The following is a 25,508-nucleotide window of genomic DNA, read 5'->3' as shown; positions in this document are numbered from 1 at the left end:
TCTGTTTCGGCAGCTCTCCGCTATCTGGACGTGGTTGACACATGGCGTCGTTGCCGCTCGCTTCACCTCACTATATTATCTCAGCTAAAGTCTCTGGAAGCCATATATGTCCTAAGAGCCCGTTTTGTTGACACACAATATCGCACTCAACATCGGTTTAACTTAACTAGGAATTGTTTCTAAAGAGTTTCGCGAATTGCCAGTAATGGATTGTTCTAATGACTGAATTGACTTCGACCCAATTGACGTTCCTAGCAAATTATCTCCACGTTGTACCTTCCCCAAGTTCATTCAAGCGCAAGCAAAAAAAGCGAGATGCAGAACTTGAGCATAACACACGGATCAAACAGGAATATCAGAGTTATTTAGAGAAAAAATCTGAAGTAGACTCTTTGCTTGACGCAATTCGGGCCATGTTAGGTCAGTGCAGCCAAGCTCTGAAGGCTATTCCCAAAGGGCAAGTTAACGATGAGGTCCTGGCTTTTCGTGAAACAGTTGTCTCCCTGACTAAATCATTTACGACAATCAAGAATGCAGTGGATGGTATCCACGTTTCTTTGTCAAACGCGGATTCTGAAAACCCTGAATTCGTGCAAGGCGCGAGAAGTCTGGGCACACACCAAATAAATCTTGAATACTTGAAGGCCAAAATACCTGATCAGCCCAAAATTATAGAAGATGGCACAATCGGAGTTCTGTTCAGGAAGCGCGCCGAAATTCAATCACTGAAACAGTTTGAAGACACCAAGCTGTTATCAGAGAGCATTGTAAGAATGAAACTGCCGGATGAGGTTGCGGAGCAACAGCGGTCCCAAGCAGTAACCGCTCATGACTTAATGTGCCAAAAATGCTTTGATCGCATTGATGCGATGATCGTTGATGCCCAAAACCCTGATAAGGCTTCTCTGCGAAATGGCTTTGTCTCATCGGCTGGGGATCTGGTTGATAAACTCGAGGGCGACCGCCAACCCATAATTGAGAGTTTGATCATTGCAATTAACGGGCATGCGCACGATAAAATTGCTCAACTGATGGCAGATGGCAGTCCAGTTGCAGCACGAGAGATGCAGCGCGCCAAGATTATCACCGAAAGCCTGAAAACGTTGAGCCGACAGACCGAAGCGTTGGAAGAGGAGGTTACCTCGCTGCGCAGTGCTTTTGCTAAGGCCAAGCCTGGAGTTGCCAAACGAGAGGCCGCCACAGCATTTCACGAAGGTCAAGAGCAACTGGACGAACTTAACGCCCGCAAATTCCGCCTCGAAGCTTATGAGGCCTTGATGGCCCAACACGCAGCCAAGATCGCCAAGGCTGAGAATGAGTTGTGGGAGTGGTTTGTAGACCCGGCAGAGACTGTTACCAAACTGCTGGCTGATCAGGGAACGAAGTTGAAGCCCCCCGGTGAGCCATCATTGGAGTTGCTCATTGGTGATGGCGGGATGTATTTCAATCAAGCCAATCAATATGAAACTGACCGAAAGCGCATTCTCCTGGACGCAAAGCTGTTTCCTGAAGAAAAAGAAATCACCTATATTGATGACGATCAGTTCAGAATCCTGATGAGCATCATCGACGAAGGTAAAAGACTTGCCGAAGAGGGTAAAAACCCGGAAGCAGAATTTGCCTTTATCAAAGCGCGCAGTTTGCATCAGATCTTTCGCGATTCCGCTCGGATGGCGCTGCCGCCGGCACAGGATCCGCCGTTGTCTGAGATTGAAAAGCTGAACAAACAGCTCACGGCGCTTAATGTGGAGCTCGACCGCTTTTGGGGGCGCGGAGGGGATGATCAAAACACTCTACGCACCCAACTTAAAAAAATTGCCAAAGCACGGGATATTGAAGTCGCAAAAGACGTACCTGATGTTGCAAATATTCAGGCCCATGCTGATAGCTTTGATAAGGCACTGGCACAGGCAATTGCTGAGTATGTGCCGCAGCTGCGTGACCAATTGGCCCGAGACCGGGCGCAGGATGCAAAGAACGAGATCCTGCAGGGCCTCCTATCCATGTATAATACAAGGGAGCTACAGGAAGCCCAGCTGGCGGATGTCCCTTCGGACAAACTGTTGGTCATAAAGCAAGACGGTGTCACAAAATACTTCGAGATAAAGACAGAGCGCGGCGGAACACAAGACAAGGTTTCCGACAAGCATATTCCACGCGAAGCTATGGACCTGCTGCTTGAACAGGCCACAATGTTGGAGCTGCTTGCCCAAAGCCAGTCCCCGGATTGTTTCGCTGAAATTGAAGCCGCTGTTGCTAAGGGTCAGGCCGATCTTGCGGCAATATCGAAAGGTGGCCCCGACTATGATTATGTGGCGAAGCAGGTTAAGGAATGCGATAAGCTCCTGGCTGAAAAACGTTTTTCTTCCTGGGTTCCGGACGGCCTGTACGAACTGAAGGTCGAGTTTGAGAATTTCAAAGACAACTATATCACCAGCTACCTGCCGGCGCAGGCCAAGCTAAAAGTGGATGAGCTGCACGCGGCGCTCGAAGCCAAGAAGGAGGCTGCAACAGCTTTGTCCAAAGAATACGACGATGCTGAGATCGTCGTAAAACGGGTAGAAGCAAAGCTGGCTGGTGGGAAAAAAGCACCTAAACCAAACCTGGCAGATCAGCTGCGTGACCTTATTAAAGAAGGACCCGGAGCCTTAATGCTTGGCTACACCAGTGCCCCCGGAGAACTTGAGGAAGCAGAAGATTTGCTCGCCCGCATGAAAAAGGCTCTGGAAGATATCGGCCCGGCTCTGGACAGCAACGGACTCGAGGGAGAGTTTAAATCCGATATCAATACGGCGCGTCAGACGCTCGAGACCAAATCGGAAACCGGCATTCGAACAGCCAAGGCAAAAGCCGAAGCGATAGAAGTAAAAATAGATGGCAAGATGGCCGAGTTTGATCCTTCGAGTAACGGCCTTAAAGCTTTGGAGGACTTTGCAAAATTCCTTGAGAAAGAAGCCAAGGGCGCGTCTGACCGCAAGGCTGCTGTCGCCGAATTTGAAAGTGGTAAGGAAAAAGTCGAGGCATCTCTGAAAAGTGCGGCCGAGACTTTAAAGAAAGAGAAAGCTACTCTCACGTCTTACAACGAATACAAAAACGTATACGACAGCATGAAAGCGCAGTTTGATGCGACCAAGAAGATCACTGATCCCGAACAGGGGGTGGCTCAGATCAAACCGCAAATTTCCAGTGCAAAGCAATTGGATGACGAGCTTCAGAACCTTTCTGTCATCAAATCAGGCAAGGCAACGGGCCCTGATTTCCCTGGATGGGAAAATGCGCTGAAGACCAAAATGGAAAATATCTCAAAGTCAGCGTCGAATGTCGCAGCCAGCATTATCGACAAGGCAAAATATGAACCCTCGGGTGTGGCTGAGGAAGATGAGGTGCTGGAAGAGTTGAAAGATGCAGCTTCGGACGTCGCCGAGACTCTTGGGTTAGTCACTTATTCCAAATTTGAAAAAATCCTGACGCTGGACAAAAACATTGCTACTGAGGCGGCCGCAGCCCTTGCGGACAAAAACGCTGTGACCCGCAAGAAAGCATTGGCCTTAGTTAGGGAAAAGGCCCTAGCGGAAGTGCGTAGAATACGCACCGAAATGGACGCGCATCCGGCACTCAAAGTTTATCGCGGCAACCCGTTCTCGAACAAGTCATGGGACGGCTTTGCCTCGGCACTACACAGTTTTGACGTAGATGTTCTTACAAAATTACAACCAGTTTAATTGGGGTCTGACAGATGTCCTTTAGCGAAGATGAAGCCAATTGGATCAAGTGGATCTCAGGCAAGAAAATCGACATTGCAGCGGTCAATGATCAGATCGCTCATGACGTTTTAAAACAAAAGGTTCTTGACGAAAACATTCGCCAACGCCTGGATGATGTGCGCGACGAGATAGACAAGGCGCAGGACATCGTTGTTAAGAAAATCAAAGATCCGAAAGACAAGAATATTCTCTGGCGAAAGCTGAGCAGCAATTCTGGCGAAATGAAATGGCGCGCTGACGACAACGACACCAATACGGGGCTGTTGTCAAAATATGAACTGCGGGCCGACGTGGAAGTCGATACGATTGCCGATATCAACGAGAAAACTCAAAACATCGATCCAAAAGACTTGATCGCGCTGACGGACTCTTTTCAGCGGATCAAGGAGATGGAAAAGACCATGCGGTTGCAGTTCGATAACAAAGGCAATCCGCTTTTTTCAGATGAAGACATCCGTAATGAACTTTGGACACCTTTGGTTCGATCCGGACTGATCCCTGAAAATATGGTGCCTGACGATTTTTCCGAACATGCCATCGCCTTCAAAGGCGCACAGGATCTGTATGCCGATAAACTGTCGGCATACACGGCTACGCATACCAAAACACAGGATAATCTGGCCTTTGGTCTGCGCATAGCCAAAGAGACGATCACCGTGACCGGGGCCATCGTGTCCGGGTCGTTTCAGATGAAAAATGCCACCGACGTCGCGGCTGGCAAAACCGAATTGAACGAGCTGAAAGGGGAAAAAGAAGCCCTGAAAAATCAGGTTCCTCCGGGTGATACATCAGCTGTTGACGCGCAAATTGCAGCAAAAGACAAGCAAGTGAGAGAGCTGGAGAACATACCCAAGTACATCGACGCGGGCACAGCGTTGTTGAACGGTGGTCTGTCGCTAACTGAGGTTGCAATCGAACATAAAAATGCACCTAAAGACCAGGACAAGTGGGCAAAATGGGCGCAAACCCTGTCAAAAGGGCTGGAAATTGCGCAGGGCATGGCGGTAAAGAGCGCAACAGCAGGGATTTTAGCGGGTTCCAAAGATGGAGGCAAATCCGAAGCCGGATTTGTTACCTGTATTACTTGTTCTCTGAATGCAGGTTTTGCCGGTGCACGTTTGGTTCCGGCGGCTTACGCCATCTGGAAAGAACCAGATGAAGCCAAAAGGGCTGCCATGATTGCCGCGGCGGTTGGGACACTTGCTGGGGCTGTCGCCGACAGTATCAACGCAGCGGCTTCGCAAATCAACACCGTTGACGCGAACGCAACACCCGACGAAAAGGCGAAACAAAAGCAGGCCGATAAGGACAGTAAAGCCCAGCTTGCTTTGCTGGCCAATGCACTAAAGGTGGCCATCACCCAGGCTGGAAATGGCCCAGCAATTGTTGCTGCCTACAAACGCGGAGATACCAAGGCATTGGGAATGCTGCTTGGAGGCGCTGCTGTTGCTGCTGCACTTGCTCCTTCATCCGAGGCCATTTTTGACGCGATGCACAAAGATGTTAGTGCAGAAGAAAACTTTCGCCGTCAGGTGTCTGACACCCCCATTGAAGGCGACTACCTAGAAACCACAGGAGCCAATCAGGAGGCAAATCAGGACAAAGCAGCTGCCAAGGCGATGGATGCGATCAGCAGTTCGGTCTCAGGCGTTCAAAAGATCAACATGGGGCAGATCAAACCGAACCTTCCAGCGATGGACCCGGCTTCGGTAGAGGAGCTTCAGAAGCTCATAGATGCCGAAGTCGATTCGAAACAACAGGAACTGGCAGAGGAGGAGTTGAAAGACGCCCTTAGTCCTGCAGTGGTTCAGGCAATGTTCGACGACGTTGATGCCGAAGTCGACGCCTTTGAAGAAACCTACTCCAAGGCCTTCCCCGACACCGGGATTACATCCCGAACGCCGCAAGAAATTGCTGACGCCGAAGATGCCATTGACAGGGCGATGGCCAACACGGCAGCTCTGCGCCAAAAAGTAGCCCTGATCAACGGTTTGTCTGGTGGGGCCGCTGGCGTAATCGTAGCGCTGGTTCCTGGTGCCAGCGCTGTCGCTTCAATGCAGGCACTGGTGCGCGATATTTATACGCTGGTCAAATGCGTCGAGGTTCATAACACTTGGTGCGATAGCATGGATGTGGCAATGGCCGGGCAAGGTGGCGCAGCGGCGGCGATCCAAAACACCGTGCGCAATGCCAAAATCCACCTTTCCCAGGCGGCAATTGTGGCCATTCTGTCCGCGCTAAAAGCCTCGTCTGACGTGGCCCGTATGTTTGATCCCTCTGGCATTTCGACGGCTGTGTCCGCTGGGGCAAGTATGGCTTCAGCAGTGGTGGATTTTGCCTATAAGATGCAAAAAGAAGCCGAAATCAAAATTGGCTGGGCCGCTTATAAGGATGCGCGCAGCAATCCGGGCAACCGAAAGGCTGCACGAAAGGCTTTAAGGTTGAATAGTACCCTCGCCAAGTGTTGTATCGCCTATGGTGCGGCCATTCAGGGGGACACTGCCGCCAAACAGGCGATAAAGGCCACTGGTTTGACAGTCACTGCCTTGCAAAATGACAAAGACATCTGTGTGCGGCTTGTCGCATACCTTGAAAATGAACTTGCCGACGATCCAACAGTTCTTGCTGTCGATTACCAAAAAGATAACAAATGGGCACCGGGCAAGCCCGCTTTGGAACTGGCGAACTGGACGATGTTCAAGGCGACAGCGCGGAAGTCGGCGACACCTCTGCTAAACGAAGCCAGCACGTCCACCCCAGCCATTGACCGCCTTCTTGCCAATCTCGCCCAAGTACCTGACTGGGGCCAAACCGCAAAATTCGACGGGGCCCGCAGTGCAAAAGCGGCCGAAAGCGAAGAAGGCGTGGCCAAGGATCTTCCCGACAGACATCAAGCAGTGCTGGATCGGCTTGAGACACAACAGTATATTCTTGACCGCCTTGAGGCCGCCTATTCTGCATATCAGCCGATGAATGAATCGGGCAGCGATAAACATGACGGAATGGCCAAGGCAGCAAAGACATATGCCGCTATTGCCAAAGCAGGCAGCAAGGTTGTGACCGGCAATATCACGGCCCTGAAGGCCTACCCTGAATTGGTAACCTAAGCCTGGATGCTTTTGATCATCCGCCACCCCAAAGGATTGGCGGATGATCGACAATTATGGTGCATACTCTGGACTACATGTTTGCAGGCCAACCTGTAATCAACACCGGCAAAGAAATTTGAGCCCCATATCGCGACCAACAGATCAAGCGCAACCCAATGTGAAGTGGATGTTCTTGGATCAGTCAAAAACGCGTTCTGCGCCGCTGTTACGATCTTCCTGGCAAGATAACTGATGATTGGGGATAACCCCACATCGCTAACAATGTTCGGGCATCTTCTCGACATTTGTCAGTCTTTACCAATCGCAAAGCACTAACTAAAAGCAGGACAGTTTTCAAATTATTGAGTGGCTTAGCATTCACTGTTAATTCTTTTCGCCAAACCGTCGGCTTTTTGCCCGGTTGCCGCAAATTGCCATGTCGCACCACAGTCGGGACTTATTTTTAGAAAAATCATGGAAAATAAATTTGCAATCGAGCGCAGGACAGCACTTCAATCTCGCATTATCTATCTTTGACAGGTATTCAAAAAAGGACTGCAATATGGGTCCGAATATTGCTGCTCCCAGCACGCTGCTTTCGCGCCAATCCCAGCATCCATCGCTGGCCTGAACAGAAAATCTGGCGACGCGCAGGCACGCGACATAGTGATCCTGCAACGCTTTCAATCGGTCTGCCGATGGTGTTTCATTGCTACTAATGGCCGACATCACGGCGTATATATTGTCTCGAATTGAACGCGCTGTACGAACAAGCGACGCTGATTGTCGCTGGTTTAACCCATTAACGGCATTTTCGATCTTGTTTTCCGCCCAATCCAGACATTCTGACTGCAGCGACCAAGCAATCAAATTTGAAAGTGTAAGAATACGCTCTTCATAAAACGCCCCCTCCCTTCCGCTGCAGGTATTGGCAAAATCCAGACAAAGCACTCCACCAATAAGAGTGAATTCGCGGTCAGAAGGATGGTTTGTTGCAATGCTCATGTAACCAGTATAACTTGTTTTAACGGTTAGAATCAAATGGCAAACTTTGCCAGCCGAACATCAGGCACATATGTCGCCACGTAGATGATCGTATTTGTATATCAATAAGCCTTTATGGGTGCCGCGTAATAGCAACGGGTCACCTTCGTTGAAAACGCATGAAAATTAATTACTCACGGGGATATGAAATGATACTGGTTTACCGTCGAGACATTGGCCATATGGTTGCTTTATGGGCTGTTTTGACAGCGATTTTCTTGCCAACTCTTATAGCTGCTCAGGCCCATGCCGCTGATGAAAATACCAGTTTTTTCATAACGAGCGAAGGCAAAGGAGAAGGTGCAAATCTGGGTGGGCTTGAGGGGGCGGACGCGCATTGTACCCAGCTTGCAGAAGCTGCGGGTATTTCAGGAAAGGTTTGGCGGGCCTATCTAAGCACTTCTGGTGATGATGCTGTGAATGCACGGGATCGTATTGGAACCGGCCCGTGGCACAATTCAACTGGTGTGATGATAGCGCGCGATCTGGATCATCTGCACAGTGAAGATACCGGAGTTAGCAAGCAAACCTCCTTGACCGAAAAAGGTGAAGTTGTGAATGGTCTGGGGGACAAACCCAACATGCACGATATTCTCACTGGATCATTACCGGACGGGACGGCAAATTTGGAATACAACCTGACATGTTCAAATTGGACAACAAACGGGAAAGGTAAGGCGTTGGTTGGCCATCATGATCGCGTTGGTGGCGGTGCACGTCCCAAACAGTGGAATTCAGCCCATGTGACATGGGGGTGTAGCCAAACGAAACTTCAGGGTTCAGGCGGGACTGGTCTGTTCTATTGTTTTGCTGAAAACTAGCGCTTTTTAGTGCGCTCTGCGACGTTTAAACCTGCTGCATATTGATATAGCTCGAACACATCAAAAAGGCGTATTTGGCTCCCTTCCATATCAAGATGTCGAACTCATTCGTCAGTCATTCCCCAGTAGAGAACACTATCTATTTGAGAGCATTGGAGTTGGTTCGGTGAATGGTCGGGTGTGAAACCACTCATCCAGACTATCTGGTCTCGATTGAAATTCGGTAACTGGGAAGAACCCCATAGTGAAAATATTACTGCGCCTTTCCCTTTGATAACATTATAAATGCGCGCAGGGTTTCTTCGGCATCTTAGCCCCCTGTGCCAATGTCAGATGAGACAAAAAGCGCCCACCGGCTTCCAGACAGCGCAGTTCATTTGTTGGTTCCTTGTCTATTGAGTGGCATGTTGCCCATCAATAAAGTCTTTTCCATGGGTTGAGAGGCGACATCCCACCGATGGCCTCAAACGAGGTTAAAGGACTAATCATGAACACAGGGGAGAGCGCCATACAATGCAAGATAACATCGAGGGGTAGCTGCCACGTCGCGTGCGGTATTCGGATAAGTCACCGGACAAGCATAGCCATCACCCCTGTCCTTCCCTTAGTCCGTAAGCCAAAGACTACCACTATCTCGGAACTTCTCACGATTGGCGCCACGTCCATATTTGCTGTTTCTCTAGGCAATAGGCTCGCAGCTTGGTATAGCCTCTCCCGCCCAGCTAAGGCCAGGTCGGCAATCTGTGATGCCATCATTCGTACGGTGCGCAGAGGTTAGGACCCTAAAGAAATGGAATTATAGTACTCACTGTGTACTTTTGTAGACGTGACCAAGTCGATTGAGTCCTTAAGACCATTTTTTAAAAATGTACCAATATCGCCGGAGGTAACGAGTGCTCCGCAGCTCAGCATAGTTAGAGTGAACCCATTATGTTCAATTTTTTTAAGAAACCAGTATGGCCACCAAATTTCAAAAATCCACCTTGGGGGGACAGAAAGTCAATTTACGACCATATCGCTGAACACATCAACCCCGAGCGCCATGAGGACCTATCAGAGGGAGGTTACCGCCTCCCGGATGAGCCTGAGGCCGACCCCAACTCCATATCTTTTGCTTCCGGAGCGATGGACGGAATGTTCGGCCATCACGGCTCCTCAAAGATACAGGACGAAATTGTTTCAGACCTGCATGCAGCATTGATGTCCGCCTGTGAAAACGCTTCGGATCGTAACGTTCACTCCTTGTACAGAATGTTCAAAGACAGCTCGGCACTCGAGGTAGTCGACCCGCTGGTCAAGCGCATTCATGAACAGCAAGTAATCAACGGAGGTCGGATTCGAGAGATTGTCTACTGGTTCACGACGAAGGCGGCTGACCGAGAACCGGTGAAATTATCGATGGCGTTGCTTGGTTTGTTACGCGAAGTCGAAGACTCAAAAGTCTTCCTGACACTGGGAAGGCACGATGAATTTACACTCTTTTCGGCTGTAGCAATATCAAACAACGAATCTTACAACGACGAAGTTCTTTGGCAATTGGCCAAGTCTGTCGAAGGGTGGGGTCGTATCAGTACGGTCGAACGACTTACGGATACGAATAACCCAGAGATCAAAGACTGGCTTTTACGGAGCGGCTTCAAGAATAGCATTATGTATGAGTATTTGGCCTGCATTTGTGCTCGTGCGGGTGAACTTCATCTCGCGTTACAGCGTGATGAAATAGATTCTGAGCTATTTAACTCTGCATCTGAACTTATCGACACACTTGTTTCTGGGGAAGGAGGTCCCGCCGAAGGCTTGGCCGACTATGAACATGGTTGCGCTGCCGTGAGCCGACTACTGGCTCACGGTGAAGGCAAGTTTTCTACAGCGTCCCACTACCGGTTTCTTTGGAAACTTAAAGAGCGCGTTGGTGAATATCTGTCTGGCGAACGGCAAATCGAACAGGATTGGTCGCAGTCAGACGCTAAAGAAATCGCCGAAAAGCTCGATAAATTGCTTTCATGTCGCGACTGGAAAGAGGTGATCATTGCCGACTTGAAACACGGAGATCGGCAAGCATTCTGGGATGCCAGCAGAGCATGCGAAAAGCTCGGGGTCGACCCTTGGCCACATTTCGTAAACCGGACCAAGGCGGGTGAAGATTACTGGTGGGACCTGATGCGGAGATCTGACCCAAGCCGCATTGACGAAGTTTTAGCTTTGGGGATGGAGAAAATTCCTCTCGACGACATCGCTACCGGTCCAAGTAACAAGCTGGGACTTGGCATTGAATATGCTTCGCACACTGCACTCGACTTCATCTTGCGGGATTTGGGCGACTATCCTGGGAAAGGTTGGGCGTTTGTCGAAGCAGGCCTGCAGAGCCCAGTTGTGAGAAATAGGATTATGGCGCTCAAAGCTCTGTCTGTATGGCGTCGAGAAAACTGGCCGGAAGGCACGGAGGTGGCGCTACAAAAGTTCATGGGAGTGGAACCCGAAACTGATGTTAAGAAGCACTTCAATAACCTGATTGCAGGCCGAAACTTGGATTGACCTCAGATCTGGGCTTGTTACCAGAAAGCCGGACATCTGAGACTTTCTTGGCGACGACTGCTTAGTCCGCTCAATGGACCTTTTTGTCCAATGGGATTGGATGATCGATTTTTGATGATGAGCTAGTTTGAGGCCACAACGGTGATTTTAACCGGCCCTGCGCCGCCCCATAGCGGCAAGCTAAGCTATTGAAATGTAAAATCTGTCAGCGCCCCCTCCGAAAGCCAGTAGTCGAGAGCAGTGGAAAACAGGTTTTATTGCCGCAAAAGGATGCCTTTTGCCTCTGTTGGATTATTGCCCATCAAACTTGACATGGAATTTCAGTTTTGCATGGGGTACTACGCAGGGCTTCAACGATCGGTACGATTGAAAAAACATCCATTCCTTCAGTCCCGATTGGCAATAACGGGGTAATTCTCGCAGCATAGTCCCGTAGACCTTCACCCAGCGTTGACACTGGTAGCTCACGTTTGTTGATTGCCCAGACAGATACTATGATTTCTATGGTCAAAACCTGACGGGCAGCTTCAAGAATACGTTCAAAATCGGCAACCGAGTGAAATGCATGACCTGCGGTATCTTCTACTCCGTCAGCGAGTTGGCCTACAGATAAAAGCAACGAAGGTGCGGCCCATATCTTGGTGGATGTGATAAGGGACGCTGCCAAATGACCAAGATTCAAGAATTGCACGCCGCCCAGCGGGCTATTGGTATCGGCGAAACCAGTGGGTAGTCCGGAAAACTCGGTCCATTGTTGCTTGTGGAGCCGCTCACCAGAGATATCCAATGTTTTGGCAAAGGCTTGCCGTAACCCATCAATCGCCAGAGTCATGCGGGTTGAATCCATATTGCCGTGCGAGCGGACACACTGAGCAACAGTATCGACAATCGGATTGTCTGTTACGGAATTCAGCTCTTGATCCCAAATCTCAATCGCTCGGTCGAGCAACTCGCACAGCGCACCATGGATCTGCGATGCACAACGAAAACTCAGCGGGTCCTGAATGCGGCGGGCTTGATCCGGATTCCAAAGTTTACTGTTGCATAGAAGATCGCGCACCTTCTCACTGACTTGCGCCTGCCCACGACGTTGATGGGCACGGTTTACCTGTTCTGAAATTGAATCTAGATTACCGCGAAACGCTTCAAGCGAAAATGCCAACGACAGATTTGCCAAGTCCAAGATCGAGCGCGCTTCCATCAGAACTTCAGCTCCGGTAGCCAGGGTGATCGCGTTGGTATTGATAAGAGACAACGTCTCTTTTGGGCCGGGAATGCCAAGTTTCTGAGCTTCCGGCGTGCTTTGCAGCCAATTCGCGATCTGAGACATCGGTATGAGATCCGCCGCACCCACAGTGCCGTACGACGATACCTCGGGCATTTTTGCGGTGTTGATCTTGTCAGTGAGCAATTGAACCAAAGGTTCCGAAACACCGGATAAACCAAGTGAAAACTCATTGACGAGGATTATCAAAGCAGCCCGGACTCGGCTTTTTGGCAGCACTGCACCACCGACATGGGTTGCATGTGCCCGAGCCAGTCGACGGTTAAAATCCAGTACACCGTCTGCTGCGACCATGAAATCCTTTTGCGATCCGACGCCAGTGGTGATCCCATAACCGGGGACACCGCTGGCCACGACTTCCTGTACGACCTCACGACCTTCTTTTATCCGCTGTCTGGCTTCTTGCGTAAACGTCACTCTTGATTTCTGCTGTACCGCCTCAACCAGCTGTTCGCAGGTCAGAGACACCCCGTTCAGCACAATTGGACCGCCGGTCGGCAGGTGGGAAACTTTGTCCATAGCTCACTTTCAATATAGGATTGTCACGCGTTGAAATCCATCGGATCAAATGGTTTCCCACGGAAAACTATCCAGTCTTTCATAACCAGATTCCGTAATCAGAACCTGCGTTTCCAGCTTAACGCTTTCGGATCCCTGCTCAGCAACCAGGCTCTCGACACATAACACCATGCCGGGTTCGATCTGCCCCGAAGTAGCTGTGTCGTCAAAATCTACATGCAGAGGTATTACGGGCCATTCATCGGCCATCCCAACCCCGTGTACAGCAAGGGAATAACGGTAATCGGCATGTTGTTCAGGGATACGCCAACTCTTATCATTGTACTCGGCAAAACTCATCCCCGGGCTTAGGATGGACATGTTGTGATTGATTTGCTCCAACGCCGTTGAATATATCCGTTTTTGCGTGCTGTTCATTGGCGTATAGCCACATGTCCAACTGCGCGAAAGGTCCGCACAATAGCCGTATGGGCCGATCATGTCAGTGTCGAAAGAAATCATTTCCCCTTTCTGACAGATCCGATCGGAACACTCGGCGTACCAAGGGTTAGTGTTCGGTCCGCAAGCCAATAGTTTGGTTTCTAACCAGTCACCGCCAGAACGTGCATTTTCAAAGTGAAGATGAGCCCAGAGTTCACATTCGGTAACGCCAGGGACAGAGTGGTCGTAGATCCGTGCCATACCAGCTTCGCAAACGCGGATTGTCCAACGCATCAAATCAATTTCTTCAACTGACTTGATAGACCGGGCGCGTTCGGTAAGCTCTGCACCCTCAACAAAGGTGAAACCGGCATTTTCAAGAGCATGCAAACCGGGGCCATCCAGTTTATCTGCTGCAAAGCGAGTGTTTCCGCCACCATGTTGACGCAAAACATCTGCAATTTCATCAGCCCAAATATTGACGCCAGTTGGTGCCTTATCGCCCTTGGTCATGAACATCCATGAGACTGCAGTACGAATTTCGTCAATACCATCTAAGCCATCATTCAAATGTTCACATCCCTTAAACTCCCACAGGATCGCCGGTCCGTCGGCTAGGATCAGAGCATACCGAACTGGATTATGACCAGTCCAGACTTGCATGTTTGAGCTGTCAAATGCGTATCGGATGTTGATTGGGTCATAGAGCAAAAGCCCTGCCACATCATGCACCGCCATTTGCTCTCGCAAACGTCCCAAGCGGTAAGAACGAGCTTTGTCCAACGTTGTCTGAGGCACCGGGCTAATCAGCGGTCTATCTGCGCCGTCACCATTCAAATACGTCAGCTTACGGTCATCTTTAAAGACGCTCTGGGATTGAGTCATTGTGACATCCTGTAATGAAGTACTGGCTCCCACCATAATGTGGAGACCCTGTCGTCATGTTTTGTTGTAGTCCGTACCGGAATATTCAGAGGGCGAGCGGAGAGCGTCAAACAACTGAGCGCCCGTAGAATCCCCGCTGCTCCTCGCTTGAAAAGACTACGTTGGGTTGTTCATAGAAGGAAAAGATGGCAATCACGCGGTCGGTTGGCCCTTCTACGGGAACCACACGGTGCGGTGTATTCACACCCCGAAAAACATTCAGGGCTCCCGGTTCGGGCATTATTTGTTTGGTTTCAGGGTCGTTTCCTGCCAACACCGCCGCTACGCCGTCAAAGTTTTGATCATCAGCCGAACGCAGGTCTTTGCGAAATTCTAGCTGCCCGCCTTTTTGCGGGGCCTGAAGCAGGATCGTTGTGGTGAATTCAGACCGGTCAAAATGCCAGTTCAACCCTTCGCCATCACGGGTCGCCTGCACATTTACGCAGGCCATTTTGTCGGACATCTGATATAGCTTCTCTTTGCCTTTGGTTGCGGCCAGAAACGCTGCAAAAGGTGCCCACTTATATACATCAATCACCGGATTACCTTCCAACTGGTCGGCGCAGAGTGTGTGGTTCACGGTCTCAATTTTCTTCATTGCCGGGTGGTCATCGGTGATACCCGGCATCGTGTCTCTGAAATAGACGTTGTGACGCCGGGCATGCCGGAATGATTCGTTGTCCATTGCCGGTTTGGCAGCATCTGCCGCAGCTTGTGCCACTCCAGACTTTAAAAAACCCGGCAGATTGAACATTCCGTCCTTGGCAAGGTCAGCCTGACACTTTTCGACCAATTTGGCATATGCCGCACTGTCCGGGCGGTCCAATGGGTATTTTTCAAGATCGATAAACTGGTTCATATCGCGTCCTCCATTGTCTCAATTGAACGCAAGCGCTGGACGACCACAACCAGATCAATTATTGGGTACCATAAGAAAAACCAGGGTGTAGATGCAAAACCTACCTTCATTGAACGGACTGCGAGCATTTGAGGTCGCCGCCAGATGCGGCAGTTTTGTGCTGGCAGGCGATGAACTTGGCGTCAGCTCCGCCGCCGTCAGCTTGCAGGTCAAAAGTCTCGAAGATCACTTGGGTAAAAAGCTTTTCCTGCGCAAAGGAAACCGCATCTCTCTGACCGATGCAGGAGAGGAAATGTACCCGAAACTTGCGCATGCCTTTAGCGAGTTATCTGATGCAGCCCAAATCGTTCGCAGCAACAAACGCTCTCGTCAGTTGGTGGTCAGTGTACTCCCTGCCCTGTCTGAGCTTTGGTTTCTCCCGAAAGCGCTAGGATTCAGTGACAAGACGGGTATCTGCTTAGATATACGTGTGCAGGAAGATCCAATTGATTTCGAGCGAGAAGCGATTGATATTCGTCTGACATTTGGCTCGGTGTTCTATCCGGAATACCGCCAAACCGCCTTGTTTTCTGACTTTGCAATTCCGGTCTGTGCACCGTCATTTTGGGCACAGCACTCCGATCCTGAAGGAATGCTCACCAATGTTCCTGACGCTAAGCTTATTCATAACAAATGGGGCCCGAGTTACGCCAGCGAACCGGTCTGGTTAGACTGGCGTCGTGAAGCGGGCACTGGCGGCGCAGCCCTCACAAGTCCTGGGTTAGTTCTGAGCGATACGTCGCTTGCAATTTCGGCTGCAAAACAGGAAGCCGGTATCGCTCTAGCACCTTCAATTCTTGTAAACTCTGCTCTTTCTTCAGGTTCATTGGTCTCCCCCTCCAGCGTCTCGCTCCCCATGAAAAAGGACTATGTTTGCATCTACCCCAATGCACGAGCAGAGACATCGTCAGTCCGTTTGTTCTTAGAATACCTTGATCTGCAATAGAACTCGGGCAAGCTCCAATATGGTCGCTCCATTCCATTACAGCCCCTAAAAAACAGCTGATCAAATAATTTTGGTCACAGTTTCACCATATTACGGGCGCTGGTTGACCTTACCTCGGTCGTGTCATGGTCTCTTTGACGTGAAAGAAACTTCATCATGTGGCGAGAATACATTTTTGTCAGGCCAAATCATTGTGACCTTGAGGCTCCTAATATGCAGAATTTAAACAGTTGGGGCCCTGCAATGTTCAATAACTCCAAGAAGAGTTTTCAAATATGATCAGCCTCGACAACGATATTTGGCTCACTGGATCAGACGGTACAGCTGAGAGCGCCAGTATGGTGCTGGAAGACGGCGGCAACAGCACAACTGTTACTGGGACCTTTTCAGAGGCTTCATGGGATGCAAGCCAATCCGGTAATAACGTCTCTGATTTCGGTTCGTTTGGGGCCAGCGATCCGGTAACTGCAAGTTTTGGGTTTTCTAATCCGGTCACCGACCTGAGTTTCCAACTCGAGCATGTTAACTCAACAAGCTCGTCGCTCGATGATAAATTAACCCTGTGGGTGTACGACGCTGATAGTGTTCTAATACCGTCGGATACTGTCATTGCGTCCCTTGGGGGCGTGACGGATCAAGTTATCTCAGTTAATCCAGATGGATCTGTTTCGATTGAGGCGGAAAGCGTCGACCCCGCTAACATCACTGTTCTTTTGCCAGGTCCTATCTCACAGTTGACCTTGGCCTTAAGCAATGGAGCCGACGCTCCGATCTCAGGTGCTGCTGGCCTCTCTGATCTAAGCTTTTCCATCCCCGATGCTCTTGGCGACGTTGTCGAAGGAACAGATGGATCTGACCTAATTGATACATCTTATCTGGGTGATCCTGAAGGTGACAAAGTCGACCACAATGACGCTTTAGATGGATCAAACGACGATGAAATTGTTGCTGGCGACGGTGATGATACAATTCTTGCTGGCGACGGAAACGATTCTGTTAACGGTGGGCTTGGTAACGACTCCATTTTAGGGGGCGACGGCAATGATACCCTTTATGGAGGTGACGGACACGACTACCACAGTGGCGGTGATGGCGATGATCTAATCTCGGGTGGCAGCGGCAACGACACCCTAACTGGTGGTTGGGGCGACGACACCCTTTTGGGTGGCGATGGTAATGACCGTCTTGAAGGGCTTTATGGCAACGATTTGATCTATGCCGGCGCTGGCGATGACCACGTATTTGGCCGCGACCAAGATGATCTGATTTTTGGCGAAGAAGGTAATGACACGCTGATTGGTAGCATGGGCGTGGATACAGTCTATGGCGGCGACGGAAATGACACCCTTGCAGGTAGCCAAGGGAATGATGAAATACACGGTGGCGACGGAAATGACCTTGTATTCATAGGTGTCCACGAAGACTCAGATCGAATTTTTCTCGATGCAGGAAATGACTTCCTTGATGGCGCGTCAGCTGGGTCTTCGTTTTATGGCGAAGGTGGCACAGGTAACGACTATATGAACAGCGGGGTCGGAGACGATACCCTGTACGGAGATGAGGGTCGAGATACCCTGAATGGTGGGTCTGGAAATGACTACCTGGTTGGGGGTTCTGGTTCCGATAGAATCAATGGTGGCTTTGGAAACGACACCCTGATTGGTGGCGATGACGCTGACACTTTGTCAGGGGGCGATGGCCGGGACCTGATTATTGCCGGTGATGGCGATGTCGTCGACGGTGGTGAGGGAGGCGATGATCACGACCAACTGGATATTAGCGCGCTTGGTGGATCTAGCCGCACCAATATCATTTACGATTCCGATAACAACGGATCTGGAACAGTTGAGATTCTGGATGAGTTAGGAAATGTGACTGGCAGCCTCACCTTCTCCAATATAGAGGAGGTCATCGCCTGCTTCACACCAGGGTCATTAATTCTGACAGCACACGGCGAGGTTCCGGTTGAACAGCTATCCGTCGGCGACAAAGTACTTACACGCGATAATGGGTATCAAGCAATTCGTTGGATCGGACGACGCAATCTGAATGAACACGACCTTTCGATCAAACCTCAGTTTGCACCAGTAAAAATTCGGGCAAATGCCCTAGGTAACGGTATACCAGAGCGCGATATGTACGTATCACCTCAACACCGAATGCTCATCACTGGTGCTCTGTCTGAATTGCTGTTCGGGGATCCAGAAGTATTGGTTCCAGCGCTGCACTTAATCAATGACCATAATATTTTACGTGCAACCTCTAAAGCTGTTACTTACATCCACCTTCTGTTTGACCAGCATGAACTTATTCAAGCAGATCGAACATGGAGTGAAAGTTTTCAGCCTGGGGACCAGACACTCGTTGGTATGGATGCAAAACAACGCGAGGAACTTGTTGACCTGTTTCCGGAACTCCAGTGCCAAGACTACCATTACCCAACTGCTCGGCGAGCGCTGAAATCCCATGAAGCGCTCGTGCTTCAGGCAAACATCGCGCATCTTTAGCTTGCCTTATGGCGCCCAATGAACGGTGGTTTCGGATAACACCGCTTGTATTGGGGCTTTTTCAGGCGGCAATAACATCGCCTGTTCAAGCGCTTTTCGTTTGTCATCACCATAAATCACTAAGTGCTTCGAAATAGCGGCATCCAGAACCCTTGCTGACAGGCTTATACGGGCTTCAGGCTGACTGTCTGGTCGCAGTATTGCTAATACCGGTGCTGACGCCTCCAGCGCGGCCTCAAGTCCTGGCACACCAGGAAACAACGAAGCCGTATGCATATCCGACCCCATACCCAATAGCAGAACAGAGATAGGCAATTCAGGCGCTATAATCGCTTCAACTTCTGCAATTACATCTTCGGGGACCTGATCTGGAACATGAAAAGGTAAAAAGTGGGCTGCTGCTGCACGGTTAACCAACAGGCGCTCGGAAATCATCCGTGCATTAGAGCGTTCGCTGGTCTCAGACACCCATCGCTCGTCAGTCGCCAACACCCGAACCCGGGACCAATCGAGATCAGCGGCACAGAGGTCATCAAATATGGGCGCTGGAGTAGTGCCGCCTGCAACGGCAAGAGAGGCGCTTTCGTGGTTCAACAAATGGGTTTCAAGATCTCCGGCTAATCGATTGGCTACATCAATCGCCAGCATGTCACGATCAGGGTATTCTATAGTATTCATGGATTTATCCCTTGCCATTCACGTAAATCGCGTCTCATTAAAAGGTCGGCATCATCTGGTCCCGTGCTGCCACTATCGTAGGGTTTGGGCACATCTCCACGGGATTGCCAACCCGCAATGATCGGATCGGTCCAGGCCCAGGCTGCTTCGACTTCATCTCCGCGCATAAAAAGAGTTTGATTGCCGCGGATCACATCCATGATCAGGCGTTCATAGGCGTCCGGAGGGTTACCCCCTGCAGCCCCCAATGCTTCCGAAAAGGTCATATCCAAAGGCACATCCATCAATCGCATACCACCAGGCCCAGGCTCTTTGATTGTTACCTTCAAAGTAATACCTTCATTTGGCTGTAAGCGAATGGACAACAGATTGGCATGCCGCCCCGCATCTTCTCCAAAAATCGAATGCGGCGCATCCTTAAAAAACACATTGATCACTGAGGATCGTGCAACCAGTTTTTTACCAGTTCGCAAGTAAAACGGTGTGCCCGCCCAACGCCAATTACTGATATGCGCACGCAGAGCGATGTAACTTTCGGTAGTAGACCGGAGATTACCAACAGTTTCGCGATAAGCGTCGTGCCGATCATCAGCGCCTTGCTGAGCCTGATACTGTCCCCGCACAATGTGATGTGGCTCAACAGTGTCCAGCGCCCGAATTACCTTTAGTTTTTCATCACGCACCGCGTCTGGGTCGAATTTTGCCGGTGGTTCCATCGCGATGAGGCACAACAATTGCATCAAATGATTTTGCATCATGTCCCGCATGGCACCTGACCGGTCGTAATAAGCCTCGCGGCCTGCAATACCGACAGTTTCAGCAACCGTAATCTGAATATGGTCAACGTACTGGCTGTTCCACAAAGGTTCGAACAACATGTTGCCAAATCGGATCGCCATAAGGTTTTGTACGGTTTCTTTACCCAAATAGTGATCTATCCTGTAGATCTGGCCTTCGCAGAAATGGGTCGCAAGCGTGGCGTTTAAGGCGCGAGCAGACTCAAGATCGCGACCAAAGGGCTTTTCTACAACAATTCGGCTGCTCTCTTGAGCCAAGCCATGTTTGTGCAAACGCTCGGCCAATGGGCCAAACAGGTTGGGACCAACTGAAAAATAGAAGATTGTAACCCGGGCGCCCTGCCCTTGCTCCATCAACGTGGTGAGCTCGGGCCAACCGATATCACCTGTAGCGTCCACGCGGGAGTAGGTGAGGCAATCAAGAAATGCGTCTAGTGCAACAGAGTCATTCGCAAAATTGCCACCATAGGTATGAATAGCTTTGGATATCATAGCCTTATAAGCAGCCTGAGACAAATCCGCCCGCGCTGCTGCAATTATGCGGGCGCCGTTAGGCATCTGTCCACCGCAGAACCGACGAAACAATGCAGGTAAGATCTTGCGTTGCGCAAGATCTCCGGTGCCACCAAAAATTACCAGATCGAACAAATCCACTGGGATGACGCGCGAAACCATACTTTGCCCTTACCTACCGCGTCGTATAACGCATTCCAATTTTAGTATGTCTCTGGATCACGACCTGATCATATATTTGTTCACAGACTTTAACTCGCCTATGAGTATAGGCTAGACCCAAATGAAAAAACCACCCGGGATTACCTGATGAAAGACTTGCCTCAACCTGCGGCCAACCAAGGAAAATTTCAAGATAGCTATCTAACGTCCAACGGAGACGAACGAGCGAGCGTAGCACTCAGTAATCCCGAAACACTTTGGTTCAATACTGGAACCCTTTGCAATATTGAATGTGCAAATTGCTACATTCTCAGTTCACCAAGCAACGATGCTCTGGTCTATCTTACCGCTGATGAAGTCCAAGACTACCTTGATCAGATTGAAGCAAGAAATTGGCCGGTCAAAGAAATTGGTTTTACCGGTGGTGAGCCCTTTATGAACCCTCAGATCGTTGGCATGATCCGTTTTGCGTTAGAGCGTGGATATAAAGTGTTGATTCTGACCAACGCAATGCAACCTATGATGCGAAAATCCATGCAGGCAGGATTGATACAGCTACTTATCGATTTCCCAGGACAGATGGTGTTACGTATTTCACTGGATCATTTTAGTGAAGACATACACGACGCAGAGCGTGGCCATGGCAGTTTTGCAAAGTCATTGCTGGGTATGCGCTGGTTGCAGGAAAATGGCTTCGAAATTGCCGTTGCTGCGCGTAGCCAATGGGGCAAAAACGATACGGCCTCTCGGGCCGGATTTGAAGAATTATTCGCTGAGTATGGGTTTTGTATAGACGCCCAGAACCCCAGCCAAACCGTTCTATTTCCAGAAATGGATGATACTATCGAAGTTCCAGAAATCACCACTGCGTGCTGGGATATTCTTGGTAAGTCACCCAAAGATGTCATGTGTTCAACCTCTCGCATGGTTGTGAAACGAAAAGGTGCCAGACGACCGACTGTTCTTGCTTGCACCTTGTTGCCCTATACAGCCGAATTTGAACTAGGTGAGACTTTGGCTAGCGCAGAACAGGATGTTTCTTTGAACCACCCTCACTGCGCAAAGTTTTGTGTACTAGGTGGAGCCCGCTGTTCTGCCTAGCTCCATCCTCCCAGTTGGACGGGCAATTTTAATGTAAAGTCAACACACCTTTAACATTACGCCATTCACCAGGACTGATCATTTTTCGATGACTAAAACGCACCGAATGTAGGGGCCCCTCAATCTCCCGCTGCCAGAATTCTACGAACTCAAACAGTTTGGGATGATCTGGCAGCAAATCATAATCTTGCCAGACATAAGTGTTCAACACATGGGTATAATCAGGCATGTGGTAAGTGAATTCCGCAGTGGTCAAGCCATAGCCCTTTAGCATCAATTCAGTTTCGCTACGCTCCATCAAAAACCTCCATAATTAGAGTGTACAAAACAATGGTAGCGCGAAAGATGTTAATTTATCTCAAAAACAGCAGGTTACGAAATTATTAACGTGTAAATAGCACTGAAAAACTCTGCTTGCTTGCGCCCCATATACCCTCTCTGTTAGGGTGCATACACAAGATATAGACCCATCAATAACAACGGGCAGCACACGTGAGCGATACGCCGGAAACTCCTGAAAATATGGATGAAACACCCCCTTCGCGGCCGATTTTTGATGGTCCTTCCGTCTCTATCGAATCCGAGATGCGGACCTCTTATCTCGACTATGCGATGTCTGTCATCGTTAGCCGGGCCATTCCTGACCTACGGGACGGGTTGAAACCGGTGCACCGCCGCATTCTTTATGCGATGCACGAAACCAACAATAGTCACGAAAAGTCGTATCGTAAATCGGCCCGACCTGTTGGTGATGTCATGGGTAAATACCACCCGCATGGTGACAGTGCTATCTACGACGCTCTGGTTCGGATGGCGCAGGACTTTTCAATGTCGCTGCCACTTCTGGATGGCCAGGGCAACTTCGGCTCGATGGATGGCGATAACGCTGCAGCGATGCGCTACACCGAAGTCCGGATGGACAAGCCGGCTGCATTTTTGCTAAGTGACATCGACAAAGACACTGTCGATTTTCAAGATAACTATGACGGCAAGGATCAAGAGCCAACTGTTCTGCCGGCTCGATTCCCGAATATGCTGGTCAATGGGGCTGGCGGTATTGCCGTCGGCATGGCCACCAATATCCCGCCACACAACCTGGGCGAAGTGATCGACGCGACCCTTGCGCTGATCGAGGATCCAGATCTGACCAGCGAACAGCTGATCGACTACGTCCCCGGCCCCGACTTCCCGACTGGTGGTGTAATGTTGGGCCGGACTGGCGCCCGCAAGGCCTACCTTGAAGGTCGTGGTTCCGTCATCATTCGCTCCAAAACCCGTGTCGAAGAGATCCGCCGAGATCGCTACGCAATCATTATCGACGAGATTCCATATCAGGTGAACAAAGCGGCTATGATCGAAAAGATCGCCGAGCAGGTCCGCGAGAAAAAGATTGAGGGCGTGGCCCACGTTCAGGATGAATCTGACCGCAACGGCGTCCGTGTCGTGATCGAGTTGAAACGGGACGCGACTGCCGAAGTGGTGATGAACCAATTGTTCCGGTTCACCCCCATGCAAACCTATTTTGGCTGCAATATGCTTGCGCTGAATGGTGGTCGACCGGAAACTCTGACACTACGCCGGTTTCTGACCTCGTTCATCGACTTCCGCGAAGACGTGGTGGCACGGCGAACAGCTTATTTGCTGCGCAAGGCGCGCGAACGCAGTCACATCCTATGTGGTCTGGCCGTTGCCGTAACCAATATCGACGAAATCGTCGCCACCATCCGTTCATCTGCAGATGCCGCTGAGGCACGCGAGAAACTGATGACCCGGCGGTGGCCAGCCCAACCGATCCTGCAGTATATTGCCCTGATCGATGATCCGACCCACACTGCCAATGACGATGGCACCTACAACCTGTCGGAAACCCAGGCCCGCGCTATTTTGGAACTGCGCCTTCAGCGTCTGACCCAGATCGGCGTCAAAGAAGTCACTGACGAGTTGGAAGAACTTGCAGGAAAGATCAAAGAGTATCTAGAAATTCTTGGTTCCCGTGAACGCATCATGGGCATCATTGCGGATGAACTGACCGAAGTTCGCGAACAGTTTGCGGTTCCACGTCGCACCGAAATCGTCGACTGGTCCGGTGATATGGACGATGAGGATCTGATCGAGCGCGAAGACATGGTGGTGACCGTGACCTCAGGTGGATATATCAAACGTACGCCCCTGGCCGACTTCCGCGCGCAAAAACGCGGTGGCAAAGGTGTGTCCGGAATGCAGACTAAAGAAGAGGATGTCATCACCACCCTCTTTGTTGCAAATACCCATACCCAGCTGTTGTTCTTTACCACCGATGGCATGGTCTACAAACTGAAGACCTGGCGCCTACCTCAGGGTGGCCGGACCTCCAAGGGGAAGGCGGTGGTCAATATACTGCCAATTCCACCCGGAGTATCGATTGCCGCTATTATGCCGGTAGACGTTCCCGAGGATGATTGGGCCAATCTGCAGATCATCTTTGCCACCACGGCTGGCGATGTCCGTCGAAATGCATTGTCCGATTTCGTCAACGTCAAACGCAACGGTAAGATTGCCATGGACTTGCCCGAAGGGGTTGAGATGGTCAATGCGCGGATCTGTTCGGAAGACGACGATGTCATGCTTGTATCTGATGCAGGCCGCGCTATCCGGTTTTCAACAACCGACGTCCGGGTCTTCAAGGGTCGTAAATCCACTGGTGTGCGAGGCATCCGCTTGAATGATGACAACCGCGTAGTGTCTATGTCGGTAATTCGTCATTTTGAGGCAGAACCATCTGAACGAAGTGCCTTTATCAAGCGGTTCCGGACGGAACTTGGTGGCGATGTTACCGAAGATGAGAACGGTGACGAGATCGAAGGCGCATTGCCCGAGGACCGTTATCAAGAAATGCTGGCTGCAAATGAACTTTTGGTCACCATCAACAAAAGTGGTGCAGGCAATCTGACTTCCTCGCATGACTACCGAGTAAGTGGGCGTGGCGGACAAGGGGTCGCCGCGATGAAAGGCAACGAGATTGTTGCGACATTCCCCGTCGAGCTGGCTGATCAAATTATGCTGGCAACGTCTAAAGGTCAGTCGATCAGGGTCCCAGTTCAGGGAATCTCCTTCCGATCTCGCAGCGCCGGCGGTGTCAAAGTGTTCAACACGGGTAAAGGCGAGGATGTGGTTTCGGTTGCCTGGATCGCTGAGCAAAATGGTGACGAGGAAAACGAGACCTAACGGTTGTCAGTGTGTTTCTAGAAGCTGAGCTTTTTTCTGACTGCTGATCCAATAAACATTGGGTCAGCAGCATTAGAGGGCTTGGACATCGAGTAGAAAATGAGAGATCAGAAAATGATCTTAGATCGTCACTTGAAGAGCGTTCTGCCAAATCTTTGTAGGATAGCAATTCATTTGCTTCTGAGTGACCACATAACAAAGAACGTTCCCAGAAAACCTTGACTTCAATGGGAACAGGGCAACACGGGTGCTGTTTGCCAAGAAGTAGCGAGAGGCGCACAGCATTGGAGACCAGTTGATC

The 25,508-nt window shown here is 50.3% G+C and carries 15 protein-coding genes; 8 read left to right on the top strand and 7 right to left on the bottom strand.

Annotated elements, in window-relative coordinates:
• Positions 1-638: 638 nt before the first annotated feature.
• Both GO984_RS01515 and GO984_RS01510 read left to right on the top strand, forming a co-directional pair.
• A complete protein-coding gene (locus GO984_RS01515) occupies positions 639-3,722 on the top strand; it encodes a hypothetical protein (RefSeq protein ID WP_157020816.1) in 3,084 nt (1,027 codons plus the stop codon).
• 14 nt (positions 3,723-3,736) lie between these two features.
• Positions 3,737-6,871, top strand: a complete 3,135-nt coding sequence (locus GO984_RS01510) for a hypothetical protein (protein WP_157020815.1) — start codon at positions 3,737-3,739, stop codon at positions 6,869-6,871.
• Positions 6,872-7,237: 366 nt separating this feature from the next.
• Here GO984_RS01510 and GO984_RS01505 read toward each other — a convergent pair whose 3' ends face one another.
• Complete coding sequence (locus GO984_RS01505) at positions 7,238-7,858, bottom strand: CGNR zinc finger domain-containing protein (protein ID WP_157020814.1); 621 nt, start codon at positions 7,856-7,858, stop codon at positions 7,238-7,240.
• A 158-nt stretch (positions 7,859-8,016) separates the two neighbouring features.
• Between GO984_RS01505 and GO984_RS01500 the strand changes: the two genes are divergently transcribed.
• Both GO984_RS01500 and GO984_RS01495 read left to right on the top strand, forming a co-directional pair.
• Entirely contained in the window at positions 8,017-8,718 is a 702-nt protein-coding gene (locus tag GO984_RS01500) for a hypothetical protein (RefSeq protein ID WP_245230954.1), read from the top strand.
• 930 nt (positions 8,719-9,648) lie between these two features.
• Positions 9,649-11,253: a hypothetical protein gene (locus tag GO984_RS01495; RefSeq protein ID WP_157020813.1), complete on the top strand. Its 1,605-nt coding sequence runs from the start codon at positions 9,649-9,651 to the stop codon at positions 11,251-11,253.
• A 301-nt stretch (positions 11,254-11,554) separates the two neighbouring features.
• On the opposite strand, the gene GO984_RS01490 is transcribed toward GO984_RS01495, so the two are convergent.
• The 3 genes from GO984_RS01490 to GO984_RS01480 all read right to left on the bottom strand — a co-directional run bounded on the left by GO984_RS01490 (position 11,555) and on the right by GO984_RS01480 (position 15,260).
• The gene (locus tag GO984_RS01490) at positions 11,555-13,057 is read right to left on the bottom strand and encodes an aromatic amino acid lyase (protein WP_157020812.1); all 1,503 of its coding nucleotides are present in this window, start codon (positions 13,055-13,057) and stop codon (positions 11,555-11,557) included.
• A gap of 45 nt (positions 13,058-13,102) precedes the next feature.
• On the bottom strand, positions 13,103-14,362 hold the full coding sequence (locus tag GO984_RS01485; RefSeq protein ID WP_167740180.1) for a M24 family metallopeptidase: 1,260 nt from the start codon (positions 14,360-14,362) through the stop codon (positions 13,103-13,105).
• A gap of 106 nt (positions 14,363-14,468) precedes the next feature.
• Complete coding sequence (locus GO984_RS01480) at positions 14,469-15,260, bottom strand: HalD/BesD family halogenase (RefSeq protein WP_157020810.1); 792 nt, start codon at positions 15,258-15,260, stop codon at positions 14,469-14,471.
• Between the two features lie 91 nt (positions 15,261-15,351).
• Here GO984_RS01480 and GO984_RS01475 point away from each other — a divergent pair, with 91 nt between their 5' ends.
• Both GO984_RS01475 and GO984_RS23785 read left to right on the top strand, forming a co-directional pair.
• Positions 15,352-16,245: a LysR family transcriptional regulator gene (locus GO984_RS01475; protein ID WP_157020809.1), complete on the top strand. Its 894-nt coding sequence runs from the start codon at positions 15,352-15,354 to the stop codon at positions 16,243-16,245.
• Positions 16,246-16,520: 275 nt separating this feature from the next.
• Complete coding sequence (locus GO984_RS23785) at positions 16,521-18,752, top strand: Hint domain-containing protein (protein ID WP_157020808.1); 2,232 nt, start codon at positions 16,521-16,523, stop codon at positions 18,750-18,752.
• A 6-nt stretch (positions 18,753-18,758) separates the two neighbouring features.
• Here GO984_RS23785 and pgl read toward each other — a convergent pair whose 3' ends face one another.
• Complete coding sequence (gene pgl / locus GO984_RS01465; protein ID WP_157020807.1) at positions 18,759-19,430, bottom strand: 6-phosphogluconolactonase; 672 nt, start codon at positions 19,428-19,430, stop codon at positions 18,759-18,761.
• Positions 19,427-20,902 carry a glucose-6-phosphate dehydrogenase gene (gene zwf / locus GO984_RS01460; protein WP_157020806.1) on the bottom strand — a complete coding sequence of 492 codons (1,476 nt, stop codon included), beginning with the start codon at positions 20,900-20,902 and terminating at the stop codon, positions 19,427-19,429. Before zwf ends, pgl begins: the two co-directional genes overlap by 4 nt.
• 147 nt (positions 20,903-21,049) lie before the next feature.
• Between zwf and GO984_RS01455 the strand changes: the two genes are divergently transcribed.
• Positions 21,050-22,003 (top strand): radical SAM protein, encoded by a 954-nt coding sequence (locus GO984_RS01455; protein ID WP_157020805.1) that lies wholly within the window; start codon positions 21,050-21,052, stop codon positions 22,001-22,003.
• 28 nt (positions 22,004-22,031) lie between these two features.
• Here the strand turns inward: GO984_RS01455 and GO984_RS01450 are convergent, their stop codons facing one another.
• The gene (locus GO984_RS01450; protein ID WP_157020804.1) at positions 22,032-22,301 is read right to left on the bottom strand and encodes an usg protein; all 270 of its coding nucleotides are present in this window, start codon (positions 22,299-22,301) and stop codon (positions 22,032-22,034) included.
• Positions 22,302-22,525: 224 nt separating this feature from the next.
• Here GO984_RS01450 and gyrA point away from each other — a divergent pair, with 224 nt between their 5' ends.
• Positions 22,526-25,207, top strand: coding sequence for a DNA gyrase subunit A (gene gyrA, locus GO984_RS01445; RefSeq protein ID WP_157020803.1), 2,682 nt, complete (start codon positions 22,526-22,528; stop codon positions 25,205-25,207).
• Positions 25,208-25,508 lie beyond the last annotated feature (301 nt).

Origin of the sequence: Parasedimentitalea huanghaiensis (assembly GCF_009753675.1) — a bacterium.
GTDB lineage: Bacteria > Pseudomonadota > Alphaproteobacteria > Rhodobacterales > Rhodobacteraceae > Parasedimentitalea > Parasedimentitalea huanghaiensis.
The sequence above is the reverse complement of the archived record's forward strand: the minus strand, read 5'-3'. Positions and strand labels throughout refer to the sequence as shown.